The organism is Ralstonia pickettii (assembly GCF_030582395.1).
GTDB classification, from domain to species: Bacteria; Pseudomonadota; Gammaproteobacteria; order Burkholderiales; family Burkholderiaceae; genus Ralstonia; species Ralstonia pickettii_D.
Map to the genome: position 1 here is coordinate 2302455 of NZ_CP104381.1, position 12056 is coordinate 2314510.

Below are 12056 nucleotides of genomic sequence, written 5' to 3' on the forward strand. Positions count from 1 at the left end.
GAACTTCCAAGCCATACGATGAGAACGGCTCCCCTTCATGCTGCTGCCGCGCTGGCCGTGGTGTGTCTGTCATCGCAGGCCTGCGCCGATACGAACGTCGACCCTGCAGGCTCGCCGCTGTGGCCGACGATTCGTCAGGAAGTGTTTGGCCCAGCGCAGACGATGTTCGACAACCGCATCAGGATTACCGGGCCGGCATTTGCGGAAGACCCGATGCAGGTGCCGATTGCGTTTGATGCGTCGGCGCTCGGCAAAGTCGAGCGCGTCATCGTCGTGGTCGATCGCAACCCGATCCGCAAGGTGCTGGAATTCACGCCGATGCGTGCGCGGCCGGCGCTGTCGTTCCGGTTCAAGCTGCAGGAAGCGTCTGCGCTACGCGTGGCGGCGCGTACGCAGGACGGTGTTTGGCATGTCGGTACGTTACAGGTGGATGCCACCGGCGGTGGCTGCACGCTGCCGGGTGCCACGCGCCAGGACGCCACCTGGAGCACCACGCTGAACCAGGTCGAGTCGCGCGTGTTTCCGGGCTTCAACGGCGCAGGCAGCCGCATCCGCGTGCGCGTAATGCATCCGATGGACACCGGCCTGGTGGCGGGCATTCCGTCGTTCCATATCGAGCAGCTCAATCTGCTCGATGCCAAGCGTCAGCCCATGCTTGAACTGGCGTTGTACGAGCCGGTGGCCGAGAACCCGATCTTCTCGTTCGATCTGGATGGCCCTGTTGACCGCGGCATCAGCGTCGCCGGCGTCGACAACAACGGCAACCGCATCCGCGCACAGGTGACACGATGAGCCGACGCCACCCACGGTTGGGCCTCCTGCTGTGCCTTGCAATGTTGAGTGCCCTCGCACGTGCGGCCGGCCCCGACTACCACCTCGTACCGCGCGCGGTTGCGCCGGACGTCTGGGTGCTGGAAGGCGCCAACGCGGATTTTTCTGCGCGCAACGGCTGCAACATCATCAACACCGGCTTCATCGATACCGGCGATGGCGTGCTCGTCATCAATACCGGACCTTCGCTGCTGTACGGCGAACAACAGCGCCAGGCCATCCGCACGGTCACATCGGCGCCGGTGCGCTGGGTGTTCAACCTCAACCAGCACCCCGACTATTTCTTCGGCAACCAGGCCTATGCGGATGTCGGCGCCCAGGCGCTGCCCGGCACCATTGCCGGTGCGCAACGCGAAGGCGCGGCCTATGCCGACAATCTCTACCGCATTTGCGGCACGTGGATGCACAACACGGTGTCGACGCCTCCCGGCACGCCGTTGGCGCTTGGCGCACGCACGATGGGGCACCACCATATCGACCTCATCCGCCTCGACGGACATACCGATGACGATCTCGTGATCGTGGACCGGACCAGCGGTGTGGTCTTCGCCGGCGGCATTGCCTTTCGCGACCGGATTCCCACCACACCGCACGCCAACATTGCGCATTGGCTAGCCAGCCTGGACGCGTTGCAGAAGATCGTTGCGGACAGCGGTGCGCGCGTGTTGATCCCCAGTCACGGGCCCGCGCTGGGCAACGCAGACGCCATCTCACAAACACGTCAGTACCTGCAGTGGCTCGATGCCCGCATGCGCCGTGCGGCAACCGAAGGGCGCGACCTGGCCGAGGTGCTTGCGATGCCGGTAGACGCGCCCTACGCGCAGTGGGGTGGAATGCCCGCGGAGTACACGCGCAACGTGACCCGTTTCTACCCACGCTACGAGACCGCCGCGCTGGCGCCCTGACATGGCGCCAGACCCCGTGCGGCGACGCTGGATGCGCATCATGCTCGCGACCTTGATCACCCCGGCGCCGACGGTGTCTGCGGCACCCGCACGTGTCACGCTGCTGCGCCTGCAGAACGGCCTGTACGCCGCGCGCGCTGCCAACGCAGAAGCCTCACGCGCGAATGCCGGAGAAGTCGTGCCCACGCTGGTCCACACTACCGGCAATGGCGTACTCGTGGTCGACCCTGGCCCGCACGCGCGATGGGGGCACCAACTGATCGCGGCCATCCGGCACATCACGGCGGAGCCCGTTCGCTGGGTCATCAACACGCACGCGCATCCCGAGCATGTGCTGGCCAACGCCGCATTCGCACAACTGCAGCCGCGCCCGGCCTTCCTGGCGTCCGCCTCGACCACCGATCTGATGCGCCAGCGTTGCCAAACGTGTCTTGCACGCCTGACCGCCATGCTGGGCGCGCGCGTCATGCATGAAACGCAGATCGTGTATCCGGAACCGGCACTGCGCGACGGTGATTGGCTGCACACCGGCAAGACGGCGTGGCAGGTGCACGTCTACACAGCAGCACACAGCGCATCGGACACGGTGCTGTACGCGCCGCAGCGCGGGGTGCTGTGCACAGGTGGGCTGGCATATCGGCAGCGCGTCCCCGACCTGCAGGACGGCTCTCTGGTTGGGTGGCAACGCGCGCTGCATGCGCTGGAGCAATTGCCCGCCCACATCGTCGTTGGAACCGCCATCGGCACGCCGGCTCAGATGCTGCAACCGACCCTGGCCTATCTCGTCATGCTCGCAAGCACTATCACGCGCGCCATGGAAACCGGCGGCGATGCGGCCCGCGCGCTCGACTACGTTCCGGGCGACGCCTATCGCGACTGGCGCAACTTCCACCCCCGCCATGCACTGAACGTCGCGCGTGCATGGCGCGAGCTGGAAGATCGCTGGATGCAAAGCGCGCCGAGCGCCTGATCGCCCGATCACGGCTGGTCCACTGCTGAACAGACAGTGAACAGGTGTTGCGCTGACTGTCCCGCCACGCCACATCGCCCGCATCCGCGCGCGTGTCGCAAACGTTAATCAACGGCATGCAACGCCTTGCAACACCAGACGAACGCCGTGGTACGCATATTGCGAAGTCCCGCCGGCGCTGAGCGCGCGCCCCGCGTTCTTGGCGCCCACACCGCATGCGTTCGAGCCAATTCAATGGACGCATCAGACAACGACAATAGGGAGACAACATGCAGAACTCACGCCTTCGACCCGGCGTCCTGACCGCCATCGCAACCGCCCTCGGCTGCGCAGCGGGTGGCGCCGTTGCGCAATCGTCGGTCACGATCTACGGCACCGTCGATGCCGGACTCCAGTACCAAAACCGCAGCGCGGCAGGCGGCAGCATCACCGAAATGCATTCGGGCGGTATCAGCCCAAGCATCTGGGGCCTCAAGGGGTCGGAAGACCTGGGCAGCGGGCTGAAGGCCAACTTCAACCTCGAAGGGCATTTCAGCAGCGACACCGGCACGCTCACCACCGGCCCAGGCTTCAGCTCAGAGCTGTTCCGCCGGCAAGCCAACGTCGGCCTGAGCGGCAACTGGGGCGCGATCACGCTGGGGCGCCAATACAGCCCAGCCCTCATCGGCACGATCGGCACGGAAGCGCGCGGCTTCAAGGAGCAGTTCTCGAACCTGTACGGCTGGGCCTACAACCAGCTCCCCGCACCGGGCAACGCGATGGGCGCAGGCACCAACCCCGGCAACGACGTGGGCGTGTTCATCGGCAACGCACTGCAGTACTCCAACAACTTCGGCCCCGTGTGGCTGGGCGTTGCCTATTCATTCGGAGAGACCGCCGGCAGCTTCAAGCGCGGCAATGAGCTGTCGCTGGGGGCCACATACACGGGCCCGGTCACCGTCGGTCTCGGCTATCAATCGACGGCGGACAGCGGCACGGGCGAGATCCTCAGCCGCTTGTGGAGCGCAGGTGTCGCCATGCCATTCGATGCCTTCACGGGCCGGGTCAACTACATCGGCGTCACCAACAATTCGCCGACCGGGCAACGTGTGTCGGACGTCAAATCGATCGGCGTCGGGCTCGACTACAAGTGGGGCCCTGCCAATACCGCCACCCTGGCCGGCTACTACAGCAAGTACGAAAGCAGCGCGCACGACAGCTCCACCAAATCGATCGTGCTGAGCAACGACTACGCGTTCTCCAAGCGCACCACGCTGTACGCGCAACTCGTGTACGTCAATGCGGGCGCAGTGGGCACGGCGGATCCGCTGGAAAGTCTCAAGACGTCGATCGTAGCGGGCGGCACTGCGCCGGGCGCGAAGACCGTGCTGGCAGGTGTGGGGCTGAAGCATTCGTTCTGAGCGGCACCCAAGCAGGAAGAAAAACCCTTGGCCAACACCAAGGGTTTTTTTTGGGCCTCGGGATATGAAGGAGGAATCCTGACGCAGCGCATGGTCTGGACAGGCGATCCGCGCTACGCTGAAATATTCTCAACGTCACGATTCCTGCCTGCCGCACCCACGCGGCGGCACTCATTGGAGGTGCCTTGATTCGCGTCCTGCCTGCCTTTGTCCTGGGCACGCTCAGCTCAATCCTGCTGGCCTTGAACACCTTGTTCTGGAGTGTGCCGCTGTTCACGCTGTCGGCGGTCAAGCTGCTGGTGCCCGCGGCGGCCGTCCGCCGCCCGATCGACCTGATGCTCAATTGGGTCGCCACGCGCTGGATCGCTTGCAACAACGCCTGGATCGGCGTGCTGCAACGCGAGCCGTGGAGCGTGGAAGGCGCTGACAACCTGCGCTACGCGGGCTGGTATCTGGTCAATTGCAACCACCGGTCGTGGGTGGACATCTTCGTGCTGCAGCGCGTGTTGAACCGGCGCATCCCGCTGCTCAAGTTCTTCCTCAAGCAGCAGCTGATCTACGTGCCGGTCATCGGCTTGGCATGGTGGGCGCTGGATTTTCCGTTCATGCGGCGGCACTCCAAGGCGGCGCTCCGCAAGCACCCCGAGCTGCGCAATCAAGACCGCGAAACCACGCGTCGTGCCTGCGCCAAGTTCGCCCACGTGCCCACCAGCGTCATGAACTTCGCCGAAGGCACGCGGTACACCCCTGCGAAGCACCAGGCGCAATCGTCGCCTTATCGGCATCTGCTCAAGCCGAAGGCCGGCGCGCTGGCCCTGACGCTCAACGCCATGGGTGGCCGGTTCCAGTCGCTGCTCGATATCAGCATCGCCTACCCCGACGGCACGCCGAGCTTCTGGCAACTGGCCTGCGGCCAAGCCGGCCGCGTGATGGTGCATATTCGCGAGCTGCCGATTCCGCCCGATTTCTGCACGCACGACTACAGCACCGACGCCGCCTTCCGCAGCGATTTCCACCGCTGGCTTGCCCAACTGTGGGAGGAGAAAGATCAGCAGATTGAGAACATGCTCGCGCGGGCAGGCCAGCGGCGCAGCGTGACCACCGGTGCCGGCATTCTTTCGCCAGACGAAATCTAAGCGCCAAACAAAAAGCCCCTTGGTCGTAAAACCAAGGGGCTTTTGCTACTGCTGGCGGAGAGGGTGGGATTCGAACCCACGGTACCGTCGCCGGTACGCCTGATTTCGAGTCAGGTACATTCGACCACTCTGCCACCTCTCCGGTAACTGGGTCGCTGAATCGCGAAACCGCGACTATAACAGAATTTTGCGGCCCGAATCAAGAGGGTCCGCACAACTCATCAGGCAGCCGGTTTCAACACTTCCTGGCCGCCCAGGTACGGGCGCAGCACCGTCGGCACCGTGACCGAGCCATCCGCATTCTGGTAGTTCTCCAGCACGGCAACCAGCGCACGGCCCACCGCGAGGCCCGAGCCGTTGAGCGTGTGAACCAGCTCCGGCTTGCCCTGCGCGTTGCGGAAACGCGCTTGCATGCGGCGCGCCTGGAAGTCGCCCATGTTCGAGCACGAGCTGATTTCGCGGTACGTGTTCTGCGCCGGAATCCACACCTCGATGTCGTACGTCTTGGTGCTGCCGAAGCCCATGTCGCCGGTGCACAGCACGACGGTGCGGAACGGCAATTCCAGCTTGCGCAGGATGTTCTCCGCGGCGTTCGTCATGGCTTCCAGCGCGTCGAACGACGTTTGGGGCTGCACGATCTGCACCATCTCCACCTTGTCGAACTGGTGCTGGCGGATCATGCCGCGTGTGTCCTTGCCGTACGAGCCGGCTTCGGAACGGAAGCACGGCGAATGTGCCGCGAACATCATCGGCAGCGCATCGGCGGCGACGATCTCATCGCGCACGAGGTTCGTGAGCGGCACTTCGGCGGTCGGGATCAGGTAGAAGTTCTCGACACGTTCGCCGTCTTCGCCTTCGGCGCTGTGCCCCATCTTGCGCGGCACGCGGAACAGGTCTTCCTCGAACTTCGGCAACTGACCGGTGCCACGCATCGATGCAGCGTTGACGATGTACGGCACGTATGCCTCGGTGTAGCCGTGCTCCAGCGTGTGCGTGTCGAGCATGAATTGCGCAAGCGCGCGATGCAGGCGCGCCACCTGCCCTTTCAGGACGGTGAATCGCGCGCCCGACAGCTTGGCGCCCGCATCAAAATCCAGCCCCAGCGCGGCGCCCAGATCGACGTGGTCCTTGACCGGGAAATCGAACGTGCGCGGCGTGCCCTCGCGGCGCACTTCCACGTTCTGCGTCTCGTCGCGTCCGGCCGGCACGCTTTCGTGCGGCAGGTTCGGGATCGACAGCATCAGGTCCTGCAACTTCGCCTGCACCACGTCGAGTTGCGCGGCAGACGCCTTCAGCTCGTCGCCGATGCCCGACACCTCGGCCATCACGCTCGATGCGTCCTCGCCCTTGCCCTTAAGCATGCCAATCTGCTTGGACAGGCTGTTTCGGCGGGCCTGCAGCTCTTCGGTGCGGGTCTGGATGGCCTTGCGTTCCGCTTCGAGTGCGGCAAAGCCGGCAACGTCGAGCACGTAGCCGCGATCTTTGAGGCGCGCGGCGACGGCGTCGATGTCTTTGCGCAGCAGTTGGATATCAAGCATGGTGGGAAAAGAAAAACCGGAGATGGCGAGCGATCTGAACGATCGAAAAGACCGATTTTATCGTACCGGCCCGTGGGGCTTATTTGTTGCGGGAGGATTTGTCGTGCTGGGCATGCCACTGCGCATCCAGCTCGCGCAGGTGCCGCAGTTTCTCGCCGATCTTGCCTTCCAGGCCGCGCGGCGTCGGCACATACCAGTTCTGCGGCTGCAAATCGTCGGGAAAGTAGGTTTCGCCGGCGGCGTAGGCCTCCGGCTCGTCATGCGCGTAGCGGTAGGCATGGCCGTAGCCGAGTTCTTTCATCAGCTTGGTCGGCGCATTGCGCAGGTGCACGGGCACGTTGCGCGACTTGTCCTGGCTGACGAAAGCCCGCGCCGCGTTGTAGGCGTTGTAGCCGGCGTTCGACTTGGGCGCGATGGCCAGGTAGATCACCGCCTGGGCCAGCGCCAGTTCCCCTTCCGGCGAGCCCAGGCGTTCGTAGGTTTCCGCTGCGTCGAGCGTGATGCGCCCGGCGCGCGGGTCGGCCAGGCCAATGTCTTCCCAGGCCATGCGCACGATACGGCGCGCGAGGTAGCGCGGGTCGGCTCCGCCATCGAGCATGCGGCAGAACCAGTACAGCGCACCGTCCGGATCGGAGCCGCGTACGGACTTGTGCAGCGCGCTGATCTGGTCGTAGAAGGCGTCGCCGCCCTTGTCGAAGCGTCGCAGATTTTCTGACAGCGCGGAGGCCAGCAGCGCCTCGTCGATCACCGGAACAGTATCGCCCTCGGCCTGCGAACGCGCAGCGCGGGTGACGATTTCCACGTTGTTGAGCAGCTTGCGGCCATCGCCGTCGGCCGACGCGACGATGGCGTCGAGCGCGGCGGGCGTCCACTCCAGCCCGCCCAGCTCTTGGCGAGCACGTTCGGCAAGCTGCTTCAGCTCGTCGTCCGACAGGCTCTTGAGCACGTACACCGCAGCACGCGAGAGCAATGCGCCGTTCACCTCGAACGAGGGGTTTTCCGTCGTCGCGCCGATAAAGGTGAACAGCCCGCTTTCCACGTGCGGCAGGAAAGCGTCCTGCTGGCTTTTGTTGAAGCGATGGACCTCGTCGACGAAGACAAGCGTGCGTCGGCCATTGGCGCGAAACTGCTCCGCACGCTCCACGGCCTCACGGATGTCCTTGACGCCAGACAGCACGGCGGAAAGTGCGATGAATTCCGCGTCGAATGCGTTGGCCATCAGCCGCGCCAGCGTGGTCTTCCCAACGCCGGGCGGGCCCCAGAGGATCATCGAATGCGGCTCGCCAGAGGCAAAAGCCACGCGCAGCGGCTTGCCCGGCCCCAGCAGATGCTGCTGGCCGATCACATCGTCGGCGGAATGGGGGCGGAGGCGCTCGGCCAGCGGCATGTGGGCGGGCGCATCCGGGAAGAGAGATGCGGAAGCGTTCATGCAGGGATTGTCGCAGAATCCGCCCGCCGGCCGCTTCCCCGGCAACGTCAGGCGGCGCGTGCGTCCAGCGCCGACGCCTCTGCGGCCGTCCTGCTCCGGCCGATCGAAAGCACACAGATCAGCGACAGCGCCGCAAAACCGGCATAGAAGATCGCCATTGGCCACCACAGCGGGAAAAAGCGATCAGCCAGCACCGTGGCAAGCAGCGGAGTCAGGCCACCCGCAAAGGCGCCGCACACCTGATACGACAACGAGATCGCCGTGTAGCGGATGCGTGCCGCGAACATGCCGCTGACAAAGCCCGCGATGATCGCGTAATAGCCGGACTCGGCCAGCGTTGCGATGGCCACCCCTGCAAAGACGGTATGCGCCTCGCCCATGCGGACCAGCGGGAGCATGATGAACGGCACGACCACCGCGAAGGCCGCGAGGATGACCAGCATGCGGCGTGTTCCGAAACGGTCGGCCAGCGTGGCCGCACCAAGCTGCACGAAGAACTGCAGCACGGCGACCCAGAACATGCAGTCGAGAATCATCGCGCGATCAAGCTGCAGGTACTGCGTGGCATACGAAATCATAAAGATGTTGCTGAAGTACACGCCCGCGATGCCGTACACGTTGGCGCCGATGGCGAGCGCGATCAGCGGCCATGCCTTGAGCGCCTCCGCCAGCGGCTGCTTCGCCACGTCGCCGGACGCCTGCATCGCCTCGAATTCCGGCGATTCGTTGACCGACATGCGGATCACAAACCCCACGGCCAGCAACACGGCACTTGCCAGGAACGGCAGGCGCCAGCCCCACGCCATGAAGGCCTCCGGCTCGAGCCGGCTGACGGCGGAAAACGCGAGCATCGACAGGATCAGGCCACCGGCGCTGCCAAGCTGCGCGAACGAGGCGAAGAACGTGCGCCGCCCTTTCGGCGCGTGTTCGCCGGCCAGCAACACCGCACCGCCCCACTCGCCGCCCACGGCGATGCCTTGCAGTACGCGCAACGCCACCAGCGCGACCGGCGCAATCCAGCCGGCCTGCGCATAGGTGGGCAGACAGCCGATCAGCACCGTGGCAATGGCCATGAGGCTGAGCGTTCCCATCAGCGCCCGCTTGCGGCCGAGCTTGTCGCCGATGCGACCGAACAGCACGCCGCCGATGGGCCTGGCGAGAAACCCGATGGCAAATGAGCCGAACGAAGCCAGCAGGCCCAGCAAGCGGTTCTCTCCCGGGAAGAACAGCGGCCCGAAGACAAGTGCAGCCGCCGTGGCGTAGCTGTAGAAGTCGTACCACTCGATCGTGGTGCCGATGAACGATGCCATCGCTGCACGGCGCGGCTGGGCCGTCGATTGCGCTGTTTGCATGGGTCTCCTCTCCGTTCTTATAGGTGTCGCGTCAGGCGCGGTATTCGACGCCGGGCAGCGCACATAGCATCTCGAACGCCAAGTTGGCGCCCAGCAGAGCCGTCGTCCCGAACGGGTCATACGGCGGAGACACCTCGACCAGGTCCGCCCCGACGATGTCGAGGCCGCGTGCGCCGCGCACGATCTCCAGCGCCTGCGGCACGGTCAGGCCGCCAATTTCCGGCGTACCGGTGCCGGGCGCATAAGCGGGGTCGATACCGTCGATGTCAAAGCTGATGTAGACGGGGCCACCCTGTACGCGAGCGCGCACCTCTTCCATGAGCGGCGTGAGCGAGCGGTGCCAGCATTCCTCGGCGGTCACCACGCGAAAGCCCTGGTCACGGCACCAGTCGAAATCCTCGGCCGCGTAGCCGGTGCCGCGCAGGCCGATCTGCACGACGCGGCTGCAATCGAGCAGCCCATCTTCCACAGCGCGGCGAAATGGCGTGCCGTGCGCGATCTTCTCGCCGAACATGGTGTCGTTGACGTCGGCATGCGCATCCACGTGGATCAGGCCGATGCGGCCGTACTTGGCATGCATCGCACGCAAGATGGGCAGCGTGACGGTGTGATCACCGCCCAGGCCGATCGGCCGGCAGCCGTCGGCAATGATCTCCCGGTAAGCCGCCTCAATGCGCGCGATCGAGTCATGCAGGTTGTATGGGTTGGTCGGCACGTCGCCGATATCGGCCACGCGCAGCGAGTCGAACGGCGCGGCGCGTGTGGCCATGTTGTACGGCCGCAGGAGAACGGATTCTGCGCGGATCTGCCGCGGCCCGAGCCGCGCCCCGTTGCGGTTGGACGTGCCAAGGTCGAACGGCACGCCGACAAAGCACGCGTCCAACCCGGCGGCAGACGTGGCGGCAGGCAGCCGCATCATGGTGGTAATGCCGCCAAAGCGCGGCATGGCGTTGCCCGAAGCGGGCTGGAAGAGGTCGGCGCGGTCGTTCATGGGCAGTCGCATGGTCACATCGTCCTGAAACGATGTAAATAGTGTCAATACACTGCATTCTTGCCGATGGATTTCGCACGTAGAATGCGAAATCTCCAAATCAAACATCGATATAGATCGATGTATCGATCACCGTGCTGGGACAAGCTTCCGATCTTGATCTGCGACTGATCCGCGTATTCCTCGCCGTGGTCGACGCGGGCGGCATCACCCCTGCCCAGGCAACGCTTAACGTGGGGCAATCCACCATCAGCACGCAGCTGTCCACGCTGGAGACGCGACTCGGCTATCGGCTATGCGAGCGCGGCCGCAGCGGCTTCCGGCTCACCGCGCGCGGCGAACGCTTCGTCGATTCCGCACGCAAGCTGCTGGGCGCACTCGACGTCTTCAGCGCGGAGGCCCGCAAGGTGGGTCGCACGCTGGTCGGCACGTTGAATCTCGGCTTGATCGGCCATGCGCCCGTCAACGCGAATGCGCGTATCAGCCAGGCCATCGAGCGCTTTCGGGAGCGCGATGAATCCGTGCATTTCACGGTCTCGGTGCGCCCGCCCGGGGAGCTGGAAGGACTGCTGCTCGACAGCAAGATCCACATGGCGATCGGCTATTTCTGGCACCGTGTGCCGGCGCTGGACTACACCACGATCTTCCACGAGACACAGCTTGCGTATGCGGGGCGCGGCCATCCGCTGTTCAGCAAGGCCGGGGACGTGACGCCCGCGCAGGCATTGGCGCACGCGTGGGCGTGGCGCAGCTATCCCCTGCCCGATGCGGCGGGGTCGCCAGCCGAGCGGCCGGTGACTGCAGTGGCCGACAACATGGAAGCGGTGGCCATGCTGGTGCTTTCAGGCCGGCACCTGGGTTACCTGCCGGAGCACTTTGCGGCGCCGTATGTGGCACAGGGCCTGTTGACGCCGTTGGCACCCGCTGCCATGCGCTACGAGGTGCCGTTCGACATGGTGGTGCGCCGCGACGCCCGGCGCAATGATCTGCTGGCCGCCTTCATCGCCGACATGAAAGCGGCCCACGCCTAGGAAAACGGCAAGCCGTCAGTTCGATGCCCGTTGCACCAACTCCATGAACGCCTTGGCCGGCAGCGGCCCATGACACGACTGGGTGCCGTTGGGCGCGCGCAGCAGCAGCCAGACGCTCTCGCTGGCCGGTGGCTGAATCACGAACGGTTGGTGCGCCGCAGCCTCAGGCAGACGCGGATCGACCGGCGCCTGGATCGGCACGACCTGCCCGGCGTGCCCCTTCACCAAGGCGCTGCACTCGGCGCCTGGCAGCTCGGTCGCGTGCAGGAAATCCTTGTTGACCAAGGCCTCGGCAAGCACCGTGTCAGGCGCGGTAAGGAAGGAGTCGACGTCAAAACGGGACGCACCCGTGGAGGCGCATCCCGCAAACACGGCTGCCGCTGACGCTGCAGCGGCTACGGCGGCGGCTCGGTGCAGCGACGTGGTGAACGGCAAAGGCATGGTCGGTCTCCTGGTCTAGGACAGCAACGGCG

At 65.1% G+C, this 12056-nt stretch carries 11 protein-coding genes and 1 tRNA gene; 6 read left to right on the forward strand and 6 right to left on the reverse strand.

Features of this window, described 5'->3' with window-relative positions:
- The first annotated feature begins 18 nt into the window (after window positions 1-18).
- From N5B55_RS11170 to N5B55_RS11190, 5 genes are all read left to right on the forward strand, one after another.
- Complete coding sequence (locus tag N5B55_RS11170; protein WP_304538208.1) at window positions 19-792, forward strand: quinoprotein dehydrogenase-associated SoxYZ-like carrier; 774 nt, start codon at window positions 19-21, stop codon at window positions 790-792.
- Window positions 789-1736, forward strand: a complete 948-nt coding sequence (locus N5B55_RS11175; RefSeq protein ID WP_304538209.1) for a quinoprotein relay system zinc metallohydrolase 1 — start codon at window positions 789-791, stop codon at window positions 1734-1736. The genes N5B55_RS11170 and N5B55_RS11175 overlap by 4 nt, the downstream gene beginning before the upstream one ends.
- A 40-nt stretch (window positions 1737-1776) precedes the next feature.
- Entirely contained in the window at window positions 1777-2706 is a 930-nt protein-coding gene (locus N5B55_RS11180) for an MBL fold metallo-hydrolase (RefSeq protein WP_304538210.1), read from the forward strand.
- Between the two features lie 269 nt (window positions 2707-2975).
- Window positions 2976-4106: a porin gene (locus N5B55_RS11185; RefSeq protein ID WP_304538211.1), complete on the forward strand. Its 1131-nt coding sequence runs from the start codon at window positions 2976-2978 to the stop codon at window positions 4104-4106.
- A 185-nt stretch (window positions 4107-4291) separates the two neighbouring features.
- On the forward strand, window positions 4292-5242 hold the full coding sequence (locus N5B55_RS11190) for an acyltransferase (RefSeq protein ID WP_304538212.1): 951 nt from the start codon (window positions 4292-4294) through the stop codon (window positions 5240-5242).
- 52 nt (window positions 5243-5294) lie between these two features.
- Here the strand turns inward: N5B55_RS11190 and N5B55_RS11195 are convergent.
- The 5 genes from N5B55_RS11195 to speB form a co-directional block, all read right to left on the reverse strand.
- A tRNA-Ser gene (locus tag N5B55_RS11195) sits at window positions 5295-5384 on the reverse strand.
- A gap of 79 nt (window positions 5385-5463) precedes the next feature.
- The gene (gene serS, locus N5B55_RS11200) at window positions 5464-6780 is read right to left on the reverse strand and encodes a serine--tRNA ligase (RefSeq protein WP_304538213.1); all 1317 of its coding nucleotides are present in this window, start codon (window positions 6778-6780) and stop codon (window positions 5464-5466) included.
- A 79-nt stretch (window positions 6781-6859) separates the two neighbouring features.
- Window positions 6860-8167, reverse strand: coding sequence for a replication-associated recombination protein A (locus N5B55_RS11205; protein ID WP_304539784.1), 1308 nt, complete (start codon window positions 8165-8167; stop codon window positions 6860-6862).
- An 89-nt stretch (window positions 8168-8256) separates the two neighbouring features.
- On the reverse strand, window positions 8257-9561 hold the full coding sequence (locus N5B55_RS11210; protein ID WP_304538214.1) for an MFS transporter: 1305 nt from the start codon (window positions 9559-9561) through the stop codon (window positions 8257-8259).
- 31 nt (window positions 9562-9592) lie between these two features.
- Window positions 9593-10552 carry an agmatinase gene (speB, locus tag N5B55_RS11215; protein WP_304539785.1) on the reverse strand — a complete coding sequence of 320 codons (960 nt, stop codon included), beginning with the start codon at window positions 10550-10552 and terminating at the stop codon, window positions 9593-9595.
- 134 nt (window positions 10553-10686) lie between these two features.
- Here speB and N5B55_RS11220 point away from each other — a divergent pair, with 134 nt between their 5' ends.
- Entirely contained in the window at window positions 10687-11583 is an 897-nt protein-coding gene (locus N5B55_RS11220; RefSeq protein ID WP_037028282.1) for a LysR family transcriptional regulator, read from the forward strand.
- Between the two features lie 15 nt (window positions 11584-11598).
- Here the strand turns inward: N5B55_RS11220 and N5B55_RS11225 are convergent, their stop codons facing one another.
- Entirely contained in the window at window positions 11599-12024 is a 426-nt protein-coding gene (locus N5B55_RS11225) for a hypothetical protein (RefSeq protein ID WP_065859890.1), read from the reverse strand.
- Window positions 12025-12056: the final 32 nt, after the last annotated feature.